This window comes from Chroococcidiopsis sp. [FACHB-1243] (genome assembly GCF_014696895.1).
Taxonomy (GTDB): domain Bacteria; phylum Cyanobacteriota; class Cyanobacteriia; order Cyanobacteriales; family Chroococcidiopsidaceae; genus Chroococcidiopsis.
Genome location: NZ_JACJQX010000046.1, coordinates 15,638 through 38,449, shown reverse-complemented (window position 1 = coordinate 38,449; position 22,812 = coordinate 15,638). Strand labels below are relative to the sequence as shown.

Sequence of the window (22,812 nt, the reverse complement as noted above, 5' to 3'; positions counted from 1 at the left end):
ATTCTCAAAAAAAGAGGTAGGATGATGGTGATAGAGCTTCAGAAAACCATAAAATATAAGCGTAGATTTGTTCCAGATCGCAGAGATCATATTGTTGCCTTGAAAAACCTTGTGCAAGCTGGCATTTTTACTAATTATGTTCTCTATGAAGGTAAGAATGAAGTTCGTATTGCTGGTAATGAACTAGCTAAAATATCAGTTAGTAAAGAGTTGGTTTCTTTTAAAGGGATAAGCAAGTCCTACTCTGAGCCAGCTAGCGAACCTTTTAAACAAGTAGAAAAAATGTTAGCTTCTTTGCCTATTGAAAATTGGACGGCTTATGGCTATGTTGCTTTTGATATGGCTCGTTTCTATTCTTCATATTCCAAATCAATTCAGCAAGATAGTTTATATTTTTTAATTCCAGAGATTGAGCTAATATTTACAAATGAAGGAGTTTGTATTAGAAGCACTAAGTCTATAGAGCAAATTCAAGATATCCTCCTTTTGGACGAGCAACTACCAAATTATTTACCGGATAATTTGATAATAGACTTTAGCGGTCGCGAAAATTATCAACAGCAAATTGTAACTTTAATCGAAGCAATTCAAAAAACTGAGTTACAGAAGGCTATTATTTCTCGTTCTCAGGCGATCGCGGGTGATTTAGATGTGTTGGGAACTTACGTAGTAGGAGCTAGAGCTAATAATTCAGCACGTTCCTATTGTCTAAATATAGGAGATGTCCGTGCAGTTGGTTTTAGTCCTGAAACTTTATTGGAAGTCTATGAAGATGGTTTTATCGTGACAAATCCACTAGCGGGAACTCGACCTAGAAGCCAAAGCTTAGAAGAAGATAACCGCCTGAGTCACGAACTCTTTACTGATGCAAAAGAAGTGAAAGAACACGCGCTCTCTATTTGGCTAGCGCAAAGCGAAATTGCTTCTTTTTGTCTGCCAGGAACGATTCAAGTTTTCAACTTTATGGAGGTGAAAAAATATCGTTGCGTACAGCATTTATCATCTAGAGTAGGCGGACAACTACAACCAGGAAAAACTTTGTGGGATGCTTTAAAAGTTTTGTTTCCAGGGATTACTGTTTCTGGAATTGATAAACAACAAGCTCTAAAATGGATTGACCGCTTGGAAGACGAACCGAGAGGAATTTATGCTGGCGGTATTGGTTGGGTAGATAGTAGTGGTACAGGAGATTTAGCGATCGCTATTCGTTCTGTCTATCAGTACGGCGATCGAATTTACTTAAACGCTGGTGCTGGAATCGTTGCTGAATCAATACCAGAAAAAGAATATATCGAGTCGGTTAACAAAATGAACACTATGCTAACGAATTTAGTTTTGAAATCTCGATTTTAAAAAGTATTTTATTGTGCTTGGAAGGACATAAATTATAATGGCATTGCCCTGCGTGAAGATACTGGCTTCTTCTATACCCGATTCCTTAAATATTCTTGGTCGTGGGATTGAAATTATGCCTATGAATGCGATCGCAGCAATTGTAGATCCAGCCAAAGAGCATTTTGAAACGCAATACTTTACGGCAAGCGAGCGTAGTGCTGCTGAGATTGCGAGCGATCGCATTCACTATTTTGCAGGTCGTATATGTGCTAAAAAAGCAGTTATGAAAGCCCTAGGAATGGAACTACAAGAGGCTTTCTGGCTCGATATTGAAGTGCAACGCCTGCCAACAGGTGAACCATTAGTAGTTCTACACGGTAGATGTCGAGAAATTACATCTGGAATTGGTTTGACAAATTTGCTGCTGAGTATTAGTCATGAAACTGCTTACGCCGCAGCAAGTGTAATTGCTTTGGGAAGAGCGCGAGTAAAAGGGTTGTCATGATGCATTCAAATTATTCCACAAATTATTCAATCGGTATTCGCTCGCTTGCACTTAGCTTTGGCAGCATCATTCGCACAAACGAGTATTGGTTAAATAAGTTTCCCGAATTAGTGCAGCAAGAAAAGCCAAGGAAGCCAAGGCTGCCTAAGCCTAGTAATACCTCCAATCGAAATGTATTTGATATCTGGTCGCAAGCGGTAGCACCGTATTTGTCAGACCCCTTTCGCGGTACTGTAGAGCGACGGGTGGTTGATGCTAATGAATCTTCTCTAACACTGGAATATCGCGCCGCCAAAGATGCTCTTGCTGCTGCACAAGTGTCTCCCCAGGAAATCGAGTTGGCGATCGTGGCTTCCCTGTTTCCCGAACAAGTCGGACATGGTAATGCCTGTCACCTTGCTCATCAACTAGAATTGCGCTGTCCGGCATGGAATTTAGAATCAACCTGCTCTAGTGCCTTGGTAGCACTGCAAAACGCTCAAGCACTCATACAAACGGGAGCATACCGCAACGCACTAGTCGTTGTATCTCACATTGGGTCTAAAACAGTAGACGAAGAAGATACCCTGTCATGGTCAATGGGTGACGCTGCTGGAGCCTTTGTAGTCGATCGCCTCAAACCAAACCAAGGTATCTTGGGTGCTAAAATCGTCAACACAGCTGCAACCTGTGGGGCTTATTTACATGAACTCGTAACAGATGCCCAAGGTAAGCCTCGGATACGCACTCGCACGGGTGACAACGCGATCGCACTTGCCGAAACATCTGTAGATTTCGTCCGTAACTGCTGCGAAAACGCTGCTGCTGCTGCTGGCGTAACTCTTGCCCAAATCGATTTTTTTGCTTTCAATACTCCTACTGCTTGGTACACCGATGTCTGTACGCGAGCATTAGGTATCAGTGCAGAGCGAACAATAAATCTTTACCCCCAATATGCAAACATTGGTCCCGTCCTTCCCATCGCCAATTTGTATCACGCTGCCCATGCAAGTAAAATTTGCGAAAACGATTTAGTGCTAGTTTATACTAAGGGTGCGGCGGCTACTGCTGCGGCAGTTGTGATGCGCTGGGGTGATGTGGCACTTGGATCGGTTCCTGTCTCGCCTGGAAGTGTCACTCAACAAAAAATTCATTTAACAGCAAATAGCCTACCAAGAGAAAAAAGCAGCATAACAAGAAAGAAGCTCTTAACTGTTTGTCGGGAGAAACAACGGCAAATGCTGGAAATGTATCTGATCGAATGGCTAAGATCGCTACAACTTCCCTTGTCACAGAGCGATCGAGAGCAGCCTTTCGCGTCATTGCTTGACTCTCTCACAACTTTCTTGCTCAAAACTCAGATTGAAAATGATTTGGGTGTACGAGTGCCGATAGAGCAATTTTTTGGCGATCGTAATATCGCTCAATTAGTTGAAGTATTAGGCGATCGCTTAGCCTTAGTTAATCTCACCGCAGACTCAATTAGCGTCGCTGACGTTGAAGAAAGAGAGAAATTGAGTTTGTGAAAAAGAATAGGGAACGGGAAACAGACAGCAGGGAGACAAGGGAGCTGACAATTACCCATTACCAACAATAAATGACCAATGACCAATGACAACCTCAAATAGAAGTGCTATATAAATTATGAATTTACATTCACTTTTAACCAATCTTTCCGAGCGAGGCGTAAAACTATCTGCTAATGGAGATTTACTAGATATTGATGCGCCGAAGGGAGCAGTCACCCCAGAACTGCGTAACTCTCTGACCGAACATAAAGCAGAACTACTGACGCTGCTACGCCAGAATAACACAAAGGCAAATATACCAACAATTGTTCCAGCACCAGAGGCGCGCTACCAGCCTTTCCCCCTCACCGATATGCAGTATGCGTTTTGGGTAGGTCGTAGTGGAGTACTTGAGCTGGGAAATGTCGCCAATCATGGATATTACGAAATTGAATGTAAATATTTAAACGTCAAAAAATTGAACTGGGCGCTGCAAAAATTAATCGAGCGTCACGATATGCTTAGAGCTATTGTTTTACCAAACGGACAACAGCAAGTTTTAGAACAAGTCCCTTTTTATACGATTGAAATTGTGGATCTGAAGGGACATGAGGAAGATACTGTTACTGCTGAGATTGAAGCGATTCGTCAGCGAATGTCTCATCAGGTATTGCCAAGCGATCGCTTCCCTTTATTTGAATTTAGAGTCACGCACTTAGATGAAAATCGCTTTCGGTTGCACGTCAGCTACGATTTGCAAATCTTTGATGCTTGGAGTTTGTTTCGACTGTTTGACGAATGGTTTCAACTTTACCAGCATCCTGATGCAGTATTACCACCCTTAGAAATTTCTTTCCGCGATTACGTTTTAGCAGAACAAAGCTTGCAAGAAACAGAACTGTATAGGCGATCGCAAGAATATTGGTTTAGCCGCCTAGACAACTTACCCCCAGCCCCGGACTTACCTCTTGCCAAAAATCCGAAAGAACTCACACAACATCAAAACAAGCGTTATGAAGGGCGATTAGAGCCTACTGAATGGCAGCAGTTGAAGCAACGAGCCGCTAGTGCTGGCTTAACTCCTTCAGGTGTCTTATTGGCTGCTTTTGCGGACATATTGACTGTTTGGAGCAAAAGCCCGCGATTTACAATTAACCTTGCCTTATTTAATCGTCTACCGTTGCACCCTCAAGTCAACGATGTATTAGGAGACTTCACCTCTGTCACCTTATTAGCTGTAGATAACTCTACTTCAGAACCATTTACTCAACGCTCTCGCCGCTTGCAACAACAACTGTGGCAAGATTTAGAACATCGCTATATCAGCGGCGTGCGCGTCACGCGGGAACTGGCTCGTAGGCAAGGTACAGCCCCCAGTGCTATGCCAGTCGTCTTTACTAGTACCCTGGGCTTTGGTTCTCTGGGTCAGGAAACTTTAACCTTCAGTCATTTTGGCGAATTAGTTTACGGTATCAGTCAAGCTTCCCAAGCTTGGATGGATGTTCAAGTCTGGGAGGAAAAGGAAACATTAACATTCAACTGGGATGTGGTTGAAGAACTGTTTCCAGAAGGAGCGATCGCTGATATGTTTGAGGCTTATTGTTGTTTTCTCAAGCAACTGGCTACTTCCGAATCAGCTTGGATTGAGACGACTAGACAAATCATTCCTCCCGCCCAATTAGCACAACGCCATGAGATTAATGCTACAGATGCGCCAACTCCCGATGAATTGCTGCATACGTTGTTTGCAAAGCAAGTCCAGCAGCGAGGCAGCGAACCCGCCGTTATTTCTCAAGCGCGCACTCTAACTTATCAAGAGTTGTACGCACTTTCCAATCAGCTAGGTCGTCGGCTGCGCCAACTAGGGGCTACTCCAAACCAACTGGTAGCCGTAGTGATGGACAAAGGATGGGAACAAATTGTTGCCGTTCTAGGTATTTTGGTATCTGGTGCAGCTTACGTTCCCATCGATCCAGGATTACCGCAACAGCGAAGGGATTATCTTTTAGAAAATAGTGAGGTGAAAATTGTTCTCACCCAATCTTGGCTAGATGAGAAATTAGAGTGGCGATCGCCAATTCAACGTTTGTGCGTAGATACACTAGACTGGGCAAACGAGAGTAGCCAGCCACTCAAACCAGCGCAAACACCTGACGATCTAGCTTATGTCATTTACACCTCTGGTTCCACTGGTTTACCCAAAGGGGTGATGGTTACTCATCGTAACATCATGAACGTTGTCGTCCACACAAACCAGCGTTTTAATATTGGTTGCCAAGACCGGATCTTGGCTGTGACGGCTTTGAACCATGACTTATCCGTATATGACATCTTTGGTCTGCTTTGTGCAGGTGGTGCAGTTGTCATGCCCGATCCCTGTGGTGTAAAAGATCCGGCTCATTGGGCTGAGTTGATGGTGCGGGAAAAAGTGACGCTGTGGAATTCTGTACCCGCAATGATGCAGATGTTGGTGGAATATGCCGAAAGTCAATCTATAGTCATTCCTGCAAGCTTGCGTTTGGCAATTATGGGTGGCGATTGGCTTCCCGTGTCCTTACCTAACCGCCTGAAAGCTTTAGTACCAGAAATACAAATACTTAGTATTGGTGGACCAACTGAAACGACTATTTGGAATATTGGTTATGCGATCGCACAAGTCGATCCTAACTGGAAGAGTATTCCTTATGGGAAACCAATGGCAAATGCAAAATACTACATTTTGAATCAAGCTTTAGAAGATTGCCCTGTTTGGGTTCCTGGTCAAATGTATTGTGCTGGCGTGCAAGTTGCTAAAGGATATTGGCGCGACGAAGAAAAAACTGCTGCCAATTTTATTATCCATCCTCGCATAAAAGAACGCATTTATCGTACGGGCGATCTTGGTCGTTATTTACCTGATGGCAATATTGAGTTTTTAGGACGGGTAGATTTTCAAGTTAAAATCAGGGGCTATCGGATTGAATTAGGTGAAATTGAAGCGGCTTTAAAGCAGCACCCAGATATAAAAGATGCGTTAGTGACTGCTGTAGAAGAATCACAGGAAAATAAACATTTGGTGGCTTATGTCGTTCCAAAGTCTGAGAAAATATCAAGTTTCTTGGAAATAGAACATGCAGACTCTCTAAAATCTCAACAACTGTGGGAATCTCTGATACAGGCGGCACATCAACAAGCTCAACATAGTTTTTGGGATCTAGATATTCAAATCTTCTTGAAGCTATGGGAGGATCAAAATCATCTGTACGCAATTTCAGTATGTCGGGCGCTCAGAAAACTTGGTGTTTATAATTTACCAGGGGAGAAGTATGACATAGATGATTTGATGTCCCGATGTCAAATTGTTCCTCGCTACAAGAAATGGTTAAGTCGAGCTTTGCAGGTGCTAGTCAAAGAGGGATGTTTGCAGCAGGAGGGAAAAGTTTTTACTAACATTGCGGCATTACCCATAACCGGATCTCAAAGGCTGTTTCCAACTACCGCAGTCAGCGATGGATTTGCTCGAAGCTGGATAGACTTACTCCCAAATACTCCTTATGAAGACTTAGCAGATATTATTACCGAAAAAATTCATTCGGCAGAAATCTATATCTCTGATAAAACGCGGGATACTTACAAAATAATGTTTGCTGATTGCAATGCGATCGCCAAGCAAATTATTACAGCAGTAGTGCAAAACTTAGAGCCAGGAAAACAACTGCGAATTCTGGAAGTTGGAGGCGGTTATGGTTTTACTACAGAACATTTACTGCCACTGTTACCCCCAAAGCAAACAAGCTATATTTTTACAGATATCTCTAACTTCTTTCTTCAGAAAGCTCAAGAAAATTTTGTCAACTATCCTTTTGTCAGCTATGACATTTTAGATCTGGAAAAGAATCCTAGCGAGCAAGGTTATCAGCCACATACGTTCGATCTCGTCATTGCGGCAACTGTTATACATAACACTCGCTCTGTAAAGGAAACACTGCAAAACATTCGTTCGTTGTTAGCCCCAAAAGGTTTACTCCTAGCAATAGAAAAAACTAAATTTCATCATTGCTTTGATTTGAATATGGGATTGCAGCAAGGCTTTGAGCGATTTGAGGATCTGGAATTGCGATCGAAACATCCAGTGTTATCAAAAGAACAATGGCAGCAAACACTCGCTTCTTTGGGATTTGCCGACAGCGTTTTTATGAATCAACCTGGCTCTATTGCCGATTTGATTGGATTTGATGTTTTAGTGTCTCAAGCACCATCAACTGTGCAGCGATTTAAACCTCAACAGTTACGCGATTTCCTCCAGAAAAAGCTGCCCGATCATATGTTACCGACTGAATTTGTACTTCTGGATGCTCTACCACTAACAGCTAACGGTAAAGTAGACCGTCTTGCTTTGCCTCAGCTACAAGGTTTGCGATGTCTGACGACAAGCCGCTATGCGTCTACGCAGTTCAAAACAACATATATCATACCGCAAACTGAAACCGAGCAAGTTATAGCCAGTATTTGGCAAGAAGTTTTGCGAATCGAAAAAGTGGGGATTAACGACAATTTTTTTGAACTAGGGGGAGATTCTCTACAAGCAACTCAAGCGATCGCTCGAATGCGCGAACAATTTCCAGTCAATTTACCCGTGCAAAATTTGCTCCAAGCACCAACTTTAGCTAGTTTAGCGAAGTCGATTGAAGAGATTTATCAAACAACTCAAAAACTCCAAGCTCCAATAGATGAGGCATTAGATAATCGAGTGGAGATTGAGCTATGAAACCGATTCAGGAATTCTTGTTTGAGCTTAGTCAGCTAGACATCAGGCTGTGGTTAGATGGCGATCGCCTACGCTGTAACGCTCCCAAAGAGGCAATGACACCTGCTCTACAAGCAGAGATAGCAGAACGCAGGTCAGAAATAGTGCAGTTTGTCAAGCAAGTTAATGCCACTAGTTCTACTCTGGAAACAATTAAACCAATTCCACGCGATCGCAATTTACCTTTGTCTTTTGGTCAGCAAGGACTGTGGTTTATCGACCAATTAGAGGGAGGCAGTGCTGCTTATAATCAAGTATTTGCTATACAGTTACAAGGCTCAGTCGATGTAGCCGTTCTGGAGCAAGCCCTGACTGAAATAATCCGGCGACACGAAATTCTCCGCACTACATTTAAAACTATAGATGGAGAAGCCTTTCAAGCAATTGCTCCCAACCCAAATTTCACATTAGTGATAGCAACTCTACCACGAGAAGAACTCCAGCAGCTTGCTATTACTCAATCTCAACGCCCCTTTAATTTGGCAGAAGGGTCATTGCTGCGAGTCACCCTCGCTAAACTTGCTCCAGAAGAATCTGTATTGCTGTTTGTTATCCATCACGCGATCGCTGATGCTTGGTCGAGTACGATCGTCATGCGGGAACTTGCGGCACTATATCAAGCTTTCTCTGTAGGCAAACCTTCACCCTTGCCAGAATTACCCATCCAGTATGCTGACTTTGCTTACTGGCAACATCAGAAGTTACAGCAGTCATTGCCAGAACAACTGCGTTACTGGGAGCAGAAATTAAGTAATACACCACCCGTATTACAATTACCAAGCGATTATCCGCGATCGCCTATTCAAACTTTCCAGGGAGCCGTCATCACCCTAGAACTAGATCCAGATCTGACTGCAAAGCTCAAAAAACTGAGTCAGCAAGCAGGGGTAACTCTGTTTATAACTCTGCTGGCAGCATTTAATACACTACTATATCGTTATACTAACCAGGACGATCTCTGCATCGGCACAACCATTGCCAACCGCCACAGCCGCGAGTTGGAATCATTAATTGGTTATTTTCTGAACACTCTCGTCATGCGTACTGACTTAACGGGTAATCCGTCTTTTCGAGAGTTGTTGCAGCGAGTGCGAGATGTCGCCTGGGAAGCATATCAGCACCAAAATTTACCATTCGATCGGCTGGTGACGCAATTACAGCCAAAGCGGGACTTATCCCATACACCACTGTTTCAGGTGATGTTTGTCTTGGAGAATGTACCAACAGAAAAGGTAGAACTTTCAGGACTTACTTTCAGCTTTTTGGAAATACCGATCGCAACGGCTAATTTCGATCTCAGCTTGTCGATGCGGGAAACCCAGCAAGGATTGCTAGCAAAATTTGAATACAACAAGAACTTGTTTGATGCTGCCACTATTACCCGCATGGCAGGACATTTTCAAACTTTGCTTTGGGCGATTGTAGGCGATCGCGAGCCGTCTATCTCGGAATTACCCCTGCTAACCGAAGCTGAGCGGCATCAGTTACTAGTAGAGTGGAATCGCACGCAAATTGAGTATCCCCAAGATAAATGCATTCATCAACTATTTGAAGCTCAGGTAGAACGTACGCCTGAAGCTGTAGCTGTAGTTTTTGTAGACGCGCATAGCGCGGCTTCTCGAAGAGTAGACAAGCATCTGACATATCGAGAACTCAACCATCGAGCTAACCAAGTAGCACGTTATTTGCGATCGCTAGGGGTAGGGACAGAAGTATTGGTAGGAATTTGTGTCGATCGCTCCTTAGATACGATCGTAGGACTGCTGGGGATTCTCAAAGCGGGTGGAGCTTATGTACCATTAGATATTGCTTATCCCCCAGAGCGATTGAGCTTCATGCTGTCAGATGCTCAGGTGTCGGTGCTGTTAACTCAACAAAAGTTACTAGAACGTCTGCCAGCCCAGAATGCACGTATAGTTTGCTTAGATAAAGACTGGGAAGCGATCGCCCAACAGAGCCAGGAGAATTTAGTCAATACTGCTAGTTCTGAAAATTTAGCCTATGTAATTTACACCTCCGGTTCTACTGGTCAGCCCAAAGGAGTGATGATTCCGCATCAGTCTTTAGTCAGTTTTACAGAGACAGTAAAGGTTGAATATGGAATTACGAAATGCGATCGCGTGCTTCAATTTGCTTCCGTTAGTTTCGATGTAGCAGCAGAAGAAATCTATCCTTGCATAACTAGCGGTGCAACTTTGGTGCTACGCACTGAGGAAATGTTGGCTTCTGTACCTACCTTTTTGCAAAAGTGCCGAGATCGATCGCTCACAATATTAAATTTACCAACAGCATACTGGCATCAGTGGATGGCTGAATTAGAAACGACCGTAGCTGTTCCTGAGTCCTTACGTTTGGTAATTATAGGTGGAGAGCCAGCGCATTCAGAAAAAGTAGCGATTTGGCAAAAGATGGTTGGCGATCGCGTACAGTTAATCAACGCATACGGGCTAACGGAAACAACAGTCACATCAACCATTTACAAACTACCAAGTGCAGCAGTCGATACAGGTCAATCTATACCAATTGGACGGGCGATCGCTAACGTGCAAACTTATGTGATGGATCGACACCTACAGTTAGTTCCAGTTGGGGTGACTGGTGAACTGTATATAGGTGGTGCTAATTTAGCTAGAGGTTATTTACATCGAGCAGACTTAACTAAAGAAAAATTTATTCCTCTTGAAAAGTCAAAAGTTAAAAGTCAAAAGTTAAAAAAAGGAAGCGATCGCCTGTATAAAACTGGGGATTTGGTACGCTATTTACCAGATGGCAATATTGAGTTTCTCGGTCGAATTGACGACCAAGTTAAAATTCGCGGTTTTCGGATCGAAATCGGAGAAATTGAAGCTGTACTCAGCCAACATCTACAGGTGAAGGAAACCTCGGTCATAGCTGGCGAAGATAAATCGGGAAACAAGCGTTTGGTAGCTTATGTTGTCTCTAAAGAGCAAGTTTCTGCAAACGAATTGCGCGGTTTCTTAAAGGAAAAACTGCCCGATTTTATGGTTCCAGCAGCTTTTGTCAACCTGGAAATGTTGCCTCTAACTCCTAATGGCAAAGTCGATCGCCGCGCTTTACCTGCCCCAGATACGTCCAGCCTCACTCAAGAAACCAGCTTTGTTCCACCTCGTAGCACCGTAGAATTACAACTGGTACAAATTTGGTCAGAGGTGTTGGGTGTCCACCCTGTCGGCATTCGGAACAATTTCTTTGAGTTAGGCGGAGATTCTATTCTTGCTATCCAGATCGTCGCCAAAGCTAACTCTGCTGGTATAAAGTTGACGACTAAACAGTTATTTCAGCATCAAACCATTGTCGAGCTAGCAACTGTAGCTGTCTCAAAACAAACAATCCAGGCGGAGCAAGGACTTGTTACAGGTTTAGTACCATTGACACCGATCCAGCATTGGTTCTTCGAGCAGAATTTACTGAATTTACACCACTGGAATCAGGCGATCGTGCTGGAAATGCCACAAGTTGACTTAGACTTATTAGAGCAGGTATTACAACAGTTACTATTACATCACGATGCGCTCCGCTTGCAGTTTGAGCAAACGCAGTTTGGCTGGCAGCAAATTATCGATCGTGATGTTGCAGTGGCTTTGGCACGTTTCAACTTTTCAGGACTGACAAAGGCAGAACAAGAACTAGCCTTTCAAGCATCTGCCACTGAATTACAATCTAGCCTCAATCTTGCAGTCGCACCACTTGCAAGGTTCGCTGTTTACGATTTTGGGATGCAGCAACCGAGCCGCCTGCTACTAACCATCCATCATTTAGCTGTGGATATGTTCTCTTGGCGAGTTTTACTAGAAGATTTGCAGACGGCTTATCAACAGCTCGACCAAGGGAGAAAGGTGGAGTTACCAGCTAAAACAACTTCTTTTAAGCATTGGTCGGAACATCTGCACGATTACGCACAATCTGTTACTTTACAAAAAGAGTGGGACTACTGGCTAACTCAGTTGTCCGATCGAGTATCTCTACCAGTGGATTTTCCTGGCGGTGAGAATACGGTAGCTTCCGAGCGCAACGTCGCGATCGCCCTTAGTTTAGAACAAACCCAAGCTTTACTTCAAGAAGTTCCTCAAGCTTATAACACTCAAATAAATGATGTTTTGCTTGCAGCACTAGTACAGGCTTTTTTTCAATGGACGGGTAGACGCTCTCTATTAGTATCTTTAGAAAGTCACGGACGGGAGGAAATTTTCGCCGATTTGGACTTGTCGCGCACGGTTGGCTGGTTTACGTCTATCTTCCCCGTACTCTTAAATCTCGGAAAATCTTCTCATTCTGGGGAAGCATTGAAAGCGATCAAAGAGCAACTTCGAGCTATTCCAAACCGAGGAATTGGTTATAGTATTCTCCGCTATCTTAACAAGAATACCGATAAAATTGAGTTATTGCGATCGCTGCTGCAACCGGAAGTTAGCTTCAATTATCTCGGTCAGTTTGACCAAACGTTTTCCCAATCATCGCTATTCAAATTCGTCCCAGACTCAAGCGGACTATCGAGCAGTCCGCAAAATAAAAGAAGCGAACTGATAGAAATAAACGGTCTAGTGGTTAGCGGTCAGTTGCGATTCAATCTGACGTATAGCGAAAGAACACATCAACAATCCACAATTGAAACGCTAGCTCAAGAGTTTGCGAACGCCTTGCAAGCACTCATTACCCATTGTCAAGCTTCTGAAAGTAAAAGTTACACACCTTCTGATTTTCCCGAACTGAATTTAAGCCAAAAAGGACTAGATAAGTTTTTGGCAAAACTCAATCGCAAAGGTAAGTAAAGAATTATATGAATACGGAAAATATTGAAGACATCTATGAAGTTTCGCCGATACAACATGGCATTCTTTTTCATAGCATCTATGATTCTGAATTGACACTTTATTTTTCGCAATTAGGCTTTACTTTTCATGTTCGCGACAATTTTAATGTGATTGCTTTTGAACGTGCATGGCAGAAAGTTGTCGATCGGCATACAATGTTGCGTACTAGTTTCTATTGGGAAGATATAGACAAACCGCTACAAGTTGTATATCGCAATGTCAAAGTACCTATAGAGCAACATGATTGGCGGGGAATAGAGCCAAAAGAACAACAAAAGCGTTTCGATGGTTTTTTAAAAAGCGATCGCGAACGAGGTTTCGATTTATCCCAAGCTCCTTTAATGCGCGTAAGTTTAATTCGCTTTGGCGATCGCACTTACCAATTTATCTGGAGTTCGCATATGATTATTGTGGATGGATGGTCATCACCATTAGTCATCAAAGAAGTTATCGAATTATACACAGCCTATAATAAAGGTCAAGATATAAACTTAGGAAAAGGCAGTATTTTTCGAGACTACATTACCTGGTTGCGACAACAAGATTCGTCCAAAGCCGAAGATTTCTGGCGGCGGACACTCAAAAGACTAAAAGCAACCACTGAGTTAACCAATCTCTATGCTGACAACTTATTGAATGCAGAAGAAAGATATGATGAGCCACAAATTAAGCTCTCAAAATTAACCACAACCAAGTTACAGTCCCTAGCAAGACAGCACCGCCTAACCATCAACGTCATCGCTCAAGCTGCATGGGTTTTGCTCCTTAGTCGCTACAGTTGCAAAAATGAGGTAGTCTATGGGTGTACTGTTTCTGGTCGTCCAGCAGACTTAAAGGATTCAGAATCGATGGTAGGGATGTTAATTAACACCTTACCTGTAAGAGTCAAAGTAGATGGCGAGCAGTATTTACTGTCATGGCTGAAGCAATTTCAGGAACAGCTAGTCGAAATTCGTCAGTATGAATACACCTCCCTAGTAGATATTCAACGTTGGAGCGAACTACCACCTGGCGCGCCTTTATTCGACAGTATCTTTGTGTTTGAAAATCAACCTGTAGATGAGATTCTCCAAGGAACGCAGGAGCAAGAACAGAGTATAGAACTCACCCTGAATCTCTATAAAACAAACTATCCCCTAAATTTAGTTGGTTATCCTGGTTCCCAGTTGCGTATAGGAATCAGTTACGACTTTCGTAGCTTTGATAGTACTACAATTGCTGGCATATTGAAGCATTTTGAGATATTACTCGAAAACATCGCCACAAAGCCTGAAGTACGCCTCAAGGATTTATCGTTACTTACAGAGCAAGAACAACGGATCAGATTAATGTTAGAAAAACAAGCAACATTTAACTTTGATTTTTGTCATTAGTCATTGGTCATTAGATCTGCTAAAAAAATCGGGAGTCGTTACGGGCGCACATCTGTGCGCCCGTACAGGAGAATCGAGAAAAAGATTTTCATTCTTGGTTGTGAATCGTATTTATGTTATCTCTTGCAAAAATTGTGCTTTATCTGCGTTCATCCGCATTAATAAAATTATGCTTACCACCTCTTCAGAAATTGCGCGACATCATCACCTATCTAGTGAAGAATTTGTAACAGAATATGTGAATAAATCTAAGCCTGTAATTATTTCAGGAGTGATTCAAAAGTGGGGTAGCTTTCATAAATGGTCGTTGCAATACTTCAGTGCGATCGCCCCTGATGTAAATATATATGCTAAACACTTTTATAACGGACAAATTGAAATAGAAGCTTTTACCATTAAGAAATATGCAGATGTTTTAGGCGCATATGAAAAAGCAAAGAACCAAAATTCTGCGTGTACTCGCCTTCCATACTGCCACGATCTGCCGTTATTTAGCTTAATTCCATCGCTAATCCAAGATGTTCAACCATTTCCTCTAAATTACTTACCAGAATGGTATGCTTATAAATGGTGGCGCTACTGTCAATTTTTTATTGGCTCATCTCATAGCCTGACTCCTTTACATTTTGATTGTTTGCTTACCAATAATCTTTTTTTTCAAATTGTTGGTCGCAAACAATTTACTATCCTCTTAAATGAAGACTCTAAATACTGCTATAGGCACAACTGGCGATGGTTCAAAGTCGATCCCGAACATCCAGATTTAGAGCAATATCCTTTATATAAAAATGCCAGACCGATAAAAGTCATTGTGAATCCTGGGGATATTTTATATATGCCTCCTGGTACACTACATCATGTGAGAAGTTTAGATGAGTCAATTTCTTTCAATATTGATTGGCACACGGAAAAAAGCGCATTAAATGGTGTAGCAGCTAGTTTAAAAGGTATGCCAGTGAAAAACGTATATTATAACTTGTTGTTAGCGTTAGGTTTAGTATTTAAAGTTTCACCTCAACTAATTTTTCGTTTTTATAAATCTTATTTAAACTATATTTCTTAATTGAGATTAAAATATTGTTACAAAGTAAATCCATTAAAATCAATCGACAAGTAGGAATAATTCAATGAATATCTTTGAAACACGAGAATCTAATGTCAGAAGTTATTGCCGAAGTTTTCCAGTCCTATTTCACAGAGCTAAAGGTTCTTTCATCTATTCAGAATCAGGAGAGGAATACATTGATTTTCTAGCAGGTGCTGGTGCTTTAAACTATGGACATAACAATGATTATATAAAAGAAAAGGTCATATCTTATTTAGATGCGGATGCGATCGCGCACGGTTTAGATTTTCACACATCTGCTAAAGAAAGGTTTTTATCCAAATTCTCTGAAACAGTACTGCGTTCTAAAAACTTAGATTATCGGGTACAGTTTTGTGGTTCTACTGGGACAAATGCTGTTGAAGCTGCCTTAAAATTGGCAAGAAAAATTAAGAAAAGAACCGGAATTTTTTCATTTATGGGAGCTTATCATGGAATGACATTAGGTAGCTTATCTATTAGCGGTAATCGTGACATAAAAGCTGGAGCGTTCGGTACATCAAATAATGTGACATTTATGCCCTATCCTTATGGATTTATGGAAAAGTTTGACACAATAGAGTTTATAGAAACAGTACTTAATGATGTTAACTCTGGAATTGAAAAACCAGCAGCAATAATCTTTGAGACGGTGCAAGCAGAAGGAGGAGTAATTGTAGCGCCGATAGAGTGGATGCAAAACCTCAAACAGTTGTGCGATCGCCACGATATTCTGTTAATCTGTGATGATATTCAAGTTGGTTGCGGTCGAACTGGTTCATTTTTTTCGTTTGAAAGAGCAAACATTGTTCCCGATATGGTAGTACTTTCAAAAGCTATCAGCGGTTATGGTTTTCCTATGTCATTATTGTTGCTGAAGCCGGAATTAGATATTTGGGAACCAGGCGAACATAATGGAACTTTTAGAGGAAATCAATTAGCATTTGTAGGTGGTACTGCTGCTCTCGAATATCGAGAGATCGTTAACCTTGAGCAGGAAGTCAAAATTAAAGAGTCTTTTTTGCAGAAATTTTTACTTGACAAAATAGCATCTATTAGTGAAAAAATAAAGATCAGGGGAATAGGTTTAATTTGGGGTATCGATCTTGCCGAGCTTAGCGATACCAGTTTAGCGAAAAAAATTACTTCCCGTTGCTTTGAATTAGGATTAATAATTGAAAAAGTTGGTAGAAATAATAGTGTAATCAAAATCTTACCGCCTTTAACAATTGAAATGCCTACTTTGGAGAAAGGGTGTTTAATTATCAAACAAGCTTTTGATGATTGTCTGGCAAATTAAGTAAAGCAAACAATTCTAATACTCATACAAAAAGTTTTCATTAATAGGTGATGCAGATGGCGATCGCTACTCCCAGAAAAAATACATTAACTGCTGAGGAACTATTTTCTCAGAAAATCTATTGGTTAAATCAATTATCTGGTGAGTTGCCAGAAACAAATTTGATTACCGATTACGTTAGACCTATAACTTATAGCGGTAAGAATAAGTCGATTAATTTTAAATTATCAAATGAGTTATCGGCAGCTATTATTAGATTGAGCGGTAATTCCGATCTGTCAATATATTTAGTATTGCTCTCTGCGCTAAGTATATTAATGCATAAGTATACTGGCAACAATAATACTATTATCAGTTCCCCTACTTATAAATTAGAAAATATTGATGAAAATCCAAATAACATTATCCCTTTGCGTATTAGCGTAAAGGAACAACTTACATTTAAAGATTTCCTTTTGCAAGTTAAAGAAACAACAATAGGTGCGTATAGCAATCAAAATTATTCTGTTGATGAGTTGGTTCGTTTGTTGAAGTTATCTCAAAATCAAAATCGTTACCCGTTTTGCGATATTGTCGTTTTATTAGAAGATATCCACCAGCAAAATTATTTAGCAGATCTCAGTAACGATCTGACATTTGCGTTTAAAGTTACTGGCAATGAGATCTCTGTTAGAACAGATTATAATGAAAGCCTTTTTCAAGAAGATAGCGTTTGGTATATTCTCAAATATTATCTCAACGTCCTTGAGGATGTTGTCAATAATCCTTATCTTAAACTTGCAGACATTTCCTTATTAAAACCAATCGATAAGCAACAATTGTTAGACAATAATCATAAGACAAAACAGTATCCTATTACTCAGACAATTGATGAATTATTTGAACGAAAAGTAGAGCAAACACCTAATAGAGTTGCAGTCGATGATGGTAATATTCAACTCACGTATCGAGAACTAAATGAAAAAGCCAATCAACTTGCAAGATTTTTACAAAATTTAGGAGTAAGTAAAGGAGAATTTGTTGGAATTTATAAAGAACGAGACATTAATTTTCTCATAGGTATACTGGCTATATATAAAGCTGGTGGAGCTTATGTACCAATTGACAGCCAATATCCACCAGACCGAGTTAAATATATGGTAGCTAACAGCGAAGTTAGAATTCTTTTAACAGACTTTTCCTGTTTGGATACCTCAATTAATTTAGGAGAAAATTGTCCATACTTAAAATATCTAATTTGTTTAGACCATCAAGTAAATGATAGAAATAATCCTTCGATAATTGAAGTTGATATATACAGTCGATTTAATTTTGAGCGTTTACCAAAAGAAAACTTAGTACGCAGTCATGCAGGAAGCGATCCTGCGTATATGCTATATACATCTGGTTCAACTGGATTGCCTAAAGGTGCAATAGTTAGGCACGATGGTGCTATTAACCATATATACGCACAGTTCGATGAACTGGAGTTAACAGCAGATTTTTGTTTTTTACAAAGCGCTCCTTCCTCTACTGATATTTCCGTTTGGCAATTTCTAGCTCCGCTGCTGATTGGTGGGAAGACAGTTATAGTAGATACTGAATCGGGTTTTATTCCTGAAAAATTATTTAATGTTCTTCGAGAAAAAAGCATAACAGTTGTTGAATTAGTTCCAGCAGTATTCGGAGGATTAATAGATTATATTTACCAATTACCGGAAGACCAAAGACATCTACCTGATTTAAAGTGGATGATGGTAGTTGGCGAACCAGTTTCGGTAAAACGGGTAAACCAATGGTTGAGCTTATATCCTTCAATTAGAATAGCTGATGCTTATGGTCCAACAGAAGCTGCGGATGATATTACTCAATTTATCATTGACAAGCCTTTACCAGAAAACCAACGATCTGTTCCCATTGGTCAACCCTTAGCCAACTTAAATCTCTATATTCTCGACCGGAAGATGCAATTAGTCCCGATAGGATTTCCAGGGGAGATTTGTGTCTCAGGAATTGGAGTAGGAGATGGTTATTGGAAAAACGAAGAGAAAACTAAATTAAGTTTTGTTCCTAATTCTTTCTCAGAAACTACAAAAAAATTACCAAGGGGTAATCGAGATTTAATTTACAAAACTGGAGACTTAGGTAGGTGGCTACCCGATGGAAATATCGAGTTTCTAGGACGCATAGATAATCAGGTCAAGATTCGCGGTTTTCGGATTGAACTGGAAGAAATTGAAGCTTTACTGCGTCAACATCCATCTGTGCGGGAGACTGTAGTTATAGTCAGGGAAGATACTGGTGACAAGCGTTTGGTTGCGTACGTAGTTCCTCAGCTTGAAAATCAGCAGTTTGAAAGTCAGCAGTTGCAAGAAGACCTAGTATCGCAATTAAGGCATCTTCTTAAAGAAAGGTTGCCACAGCACATGATACCATCAGCGATCGCGCTGTTAGAGAATTTGCCATTAGCTCCTAGTGGTAAAGTAGACCGTCGCGCCTTACCTGCGCCTGACTTTACCCAACAGAATGAAAGTACTTTTGTTGCTGCTTCTACTCCCATTCAAGAGATGCTCGTAGGAATTTGGATAGAAGTTCTCGATTTGCAGAAAGTAGGTATTCACGACAACTTCTTTGAATTGGGGGGACACTCCCTGCTTGCGACTCGCGTTATTTCCAAAGTACGGCAGGTTTTTGAGGTAGAACTGCCTTTGCGTCGCTTGTTTGAGCAGCCAACCGTAGCGGGGTTAGCAACAGTCATTGAGAAGGCTATTAAGGCGGGAATAGGTCTAGAAGCTCCCCCGATTGAGCGCGTCTCTCGCAACGAAGAATTAATTTTGTCCTTTGCTCAACAGCGTTTATGGTTCCTGACACAACTACAACCTGATAGTCCCTTCAATAACCTATCAGCTGCTATTCGCTTGCAAGGTCAGCTCGACCTACACGCATTACAGGAAAGCTTCAACGAAATTGTGCGCCGCCACGAAGTTTTGCGAACTACTTTCAAGGCAGTTGCAGGAAAACCCATACAAATTATTTCATCAGAAACTACACTTCTATTACCAGTTATCAATTTGAGCGATTTACCTGCCGATTTACAAGCGGCTCAAGTCAAACAACTGGCACAAACAGAGGCGCAACAACCTTTTAACCTTCAGACTGATTTAACGATTCGAGCCAAGTTATTGCGCCTTGGCGAACAAGAGTATGTGGCGCTATTAACTTTGCACCACATTGCCGCTGATGGTTGGTCAATAGGTGTGTTCGTGCGCGAACTTTCCACACTGTATCAAGCTTTTTGTACAGCGCAACCCCTAACTTTACTACAACTGCCAATTCAGTATGCAGACTTTGCCGCTTGGCAACGGCAGTGGTTGACGGGAGAGGTATTAGAATCTCAGCTTGGTTACTGGCGGCAGCATTTGGATGGCGCACCTGCGCTGCTAGAGTTACCCACCGACCGCAAGCGACCCGCTATTCAAACCTTCCGAGGCGCTAACTATTCTTTTGGGATTCCTCAAGAGCTATCTGCTGCACTCAACAGCTTAAGCCAGCAACAAGGATGTACTCTATTTATGACGCTGCTGGCTGCTTTTAAAACTCTGCTGTACCGCTACACGGGTAACGAGGATATTGTCATCGGTTCTCCCATCGCTAACCGCAACCGTGTCGAAATAGAACCATTAATCGGCTTTTTTGTCAATACCTTAGTGTTGCGAACCAAGCTCGAAGGCAATCCCTCCTTTGAAGAATTATTGAGCCGGGTGCGTGAGGTAGCTTTAGGAGCCTATTCTCACCAAGATTTACCCTTTGATGTGCTGGTGGAAGAATTGCAGCCACAGCGTTCCTTGAGTCACACACCACTATTTCAGGTGATGTTTGTGCTGCAAAATGCACCCATGCCAGAAATAGAGTTGTCGGGTTTGAACTTGAGTCTGCTGGAAAACGACAGTACCACGGCTAAGTTCGATCTGACTTTGTTTATGGAAGAGACAACTTTAGGACTTATCGGGACTTTTGAGTATAGTACTGATTTGTTTGAGGCAGATACCATACACCGAATGGCAGAGCATTTGCAGGTATTGCTATCAGGAATTGTTACAGATTCTCAGCAACATCTTTGGGAGCTACCATTGTTAACTGAAGCTGAGAAAACGCAGATGGCAACATGGAATGATACCCAGGTTGAGTATCCGCTAGAACACGGCATTCATCAGCTATTTGAAGCGCAAGTAGAACGCACACCTGATGCTGTGGCTGTGGTTTGTGCAGATCGACAGTTGACTTACACGCAATTGAACCAGCGGGCAAATAAAATAGCGCATTATCTGCAAAGGCTAGGTGTAGGATCGGAAGTGCTGGTAGGAATTTGTCTAGAGCCTTCCCTGGATACGATCGCCGCGCTATTAGGAATTCTCAAAGCTGGTGGAGCATATTTACCACTCGATCCGGCATATCCTCAGCAACGGTTAGCTTTTATGCTAGCGGATGCCCAAGTGTCATTCGTCATTAGTCATACCCTTCGGGAAGGGCGAAGCCCTATGTCATTAGTTAATAGCTTTAAACAAATGACATTTGAACAAATGACCGTTGTTTGCCTAGACGCAGACTGGGATAGTATCGATCGAGAAAGCCTAGAGAATCCTGTTAGCAATACTACAGCTGACAATCTCGCTTATGTTATCTACACATCGGGTTCTACTGGCAAACCCAAGGGAGTTTTAGGACTGCATCGAGGTGCTGTTAATCGTTTTCAATGGATGTGGCAAACTTATTCGTTTACACAAGGAGAAGTTTGTTGTCAGAAAACATCTTTGAACTTTGTAGACTCAGTTTGGGAGATATTTGGGGCTTTATTGCAAGGGGTAAGAACGGTAATTGTAGGCGATCGCATTGTCAAAGATCCACACCAGTTTGTGGAAACGCTGAAAAGCCACAGCGTCACGCGACTCGTACTTGTCCCCTCATTGCTGCGTGTGCTGTTAGACATGGAAGGCTTGCAGCAGCAACTACCAAAATTGAAGTATTGGGTTACTAGTGGTGAAGCACTTGGGATCGACCTGTTACACCAATTTCAGCAGAAGATGGGCGATCGCATCCTCTTGAATCTTTACGGTGCTTCAGAAGTGTCGGCTGACGTTACTTGCTACAGTATTAGTAGTCAAGATGAGACTGCTACACGGGTGGCGATCGGTCGTCCTATTGCCAATACACAAATTCATGTGTTGGATCGACACCGCCAAAAAGTTCCTGTTGGCGTACCTGGAGAACTTTATATCAGTGGTGCGGGATTGGCGAGAGGCTATCTGAATCGACCGGAAATCACCGCAGAGCGATTTATTTTCAAAGCAGGAAGAAGGCTTTACAAAACAGGAGACTTGGTACGTTATCGAGCCGATGGCAATTTAGAGTTTTTGGGGCGAATTGACAACCAAATTAAGCTGCGCGGTTTCCGCATTGAACTGGGAGAAATCGAGGCGTTATTACGCCAACACCCAGGAATACAGGAGGCTGTTGTCGTAGTGAGGGAGGATGAACCTAGTAATCAGCAGTTAGTAGCGTATGTAGTTGCCCCACAGCAGAGTATAGCGATCGCACAGTTGCATCGCCTGCTGAAAGAGAAGCTACCTGAATACATGGTTCCATCAGCCTTTGTGATGTTAGAAGCTTTACCGTTACTCCCTAATGGCAAAGTAAATTATCAGGTTCTCCCCGCACCGGAAACCATACGTCCCGAACTAGAGCAGCAATTACAGCGTCCTCAAACTGAAGTCGAACAAGCTATTGCTAATATTTGGCAAGAAGTACTTCGGATTGATGAAGTCGGTATATATGATAATTTCTTTGAGTTGGGCGGTCACTCATTACTTTTAATTCAGGTGCATAGCAAGCTACAGCAAAAATTTCAACAAGATATTTCTCTAGTTGAAATGTTTCAATATCCAACGATCGCTCATTTGACAAAGTTTTTGACAAAATTTCTAAAGCGAGATTCAAGTCAACAAAAATCTCTGGAACAACATTCTCGTCAACTTGAAAGTAGGTCAGCCTCAATACAGCGCCGAAAAGAAATTAGACAAAAGCATCGAAAAAGATAAGGGCGATCGCGAATAATTGTGAGTCAGAAACATTTT

General features: G+C 41.8%; 9 protein-coding genes and 1 pseudogene. All 10 read left to right on the top strand.

Going from position 1 to position 22,812, the window contains the following annotated elements; genetic code table 11:
• The first annotated feature begins 24 nt into the window (after window positions 1–24).
• The 10 genes and pseudogenes from H6G17_RS26545 to H6G17_RS26505 all read left to right on the top strand — a co-directional run bounded on the left by H6G17_RS26545 (window position 25) and on the right by H6G17_RS26505 (window position 22,776).
• Window positions 25–1,353, top strand: coding sequence for a chorismate-binding protein (locus H6G17_RS26545; protein WP_192161578.1), 1,329 nt, complete (start codon window positions 25–27; stop codon window positions 1,351–1,353).
• A 37-nt stretch (window positions 1,354–1,390) separates the two neighbouring features.
• Window positions 1,391–1,840 (top strand): 4'-phosphopantetheinyl transferase superfamily protein, encoded by a 450-nt coding sequence (locus tag H6G17_RS26540; protein ID WP_192161572.1) that lies wholly within the window; start codon window positions 1,391–1,393, stop codon window positions 1,838–1,840.
• The gene (locus tag H6G17_RS26535; RefSeq protein WP_192161571.1) at window positions 1,837–3,345 is read left to right on the top strand and encodes a 3-oxoacyl-[acyl-carrier-protein] synthase III C-terminal domain-containing protein; all 1,509 of its coding nucleotides are present in this window, start codon (window positions 1,837–1,839) and stop codon (window positions 3,343–3,345) included. The genes H6G17_RS26540 and H6G17_RS26535 overlap by 4 nt, the downstream gene beginning before the upstream one ends.
• 118 nt (window positions 3,346–3,463) lie before the next feature.
• Window positions 3,464–6,397: pseudogene (locus tag H6G17_RS34855) on the top strand (amino acid adenylation domain-containing protein); the annotation flags it as partial.
• Between the two features lie 252 nt (window positions 6,398–6,649).
• Entirely contained in the window at window positions 6,650–8,074 is a 1,425-nt protein-coding gene (locus H6G17_RS34850) for a methyltransferase (protein ID WP_347276474.1), read from the top strand.
• Window positions 8,071–12,903 carry a non-ribosomal peptide synthetase gene (locus H6G17_RS26525; RefSeq protein ID WP_192161569.1) on the top strand — a complete coding sequence of 1,611 codons (4,833 nt, stop codon included), beginning with the start codon at window positions 8,071–8,073 and terminating at the stop codon, window positions 12,901–12,903. Before H6G17_RS34850 ends, H6G17_RS26525 begins: the two co-directional genes overlap by 4 nt.
• Before the next feature lie 8 nt (window positions 12,904–12,911).
• Window positions 12,912–14,318 carry a condensation domain-containing protein gene (locus tag H6G17_RS26520; RefSeq protein ID WP_192161568.1) on the top strand — a complete coding sequence of 469 codons (1,407 nt, stop codon included), beginning with the start codon at window positions 12,912–12,914 and terminating at the stop codon, window positions 14,316–14,318.
• A 169-nt stretch (window positions 14,319–14,487) separates the two neighbouring features.
• A complete protein-coding gene (locus H6G17_RS26515) occupies window positions 14,488–15,381 on the top strand; it encodes a cupin-like domain-containing protein (RefSeq protein ID WP_192161567.1) in 894 nt (297 codons plus the stop codon).
• A gap of 64 nt (window positions 15,382–15,445) precedes the next feature.
• A complete protein-coding gene (gene ectB / locus H6G17_RS26510) occupies window positions 15,446–16,702 on the top strand; it encodes a diaminobutyrate--2-oxoglutarate transaminase (protein WP_192161566.1) in 1,257 nt (418 codons plus the stop codon).
• A gap of 56 nt (window positions 16,703–16,758) precedes the next feature.
• Window positions 16,759–22,776, top strand: a complete 6,018-nt coding sequence (locus tag H6G17_RS26505; protein ID WP_192161565.1) for a non-ribosomal peptide synthetase — start codon at window positions 16,759–16,761, stop codon at window positions 22,774–22,776.
• Window positions 22,777–22,812 lie beyond the last annotated feature (36 nt).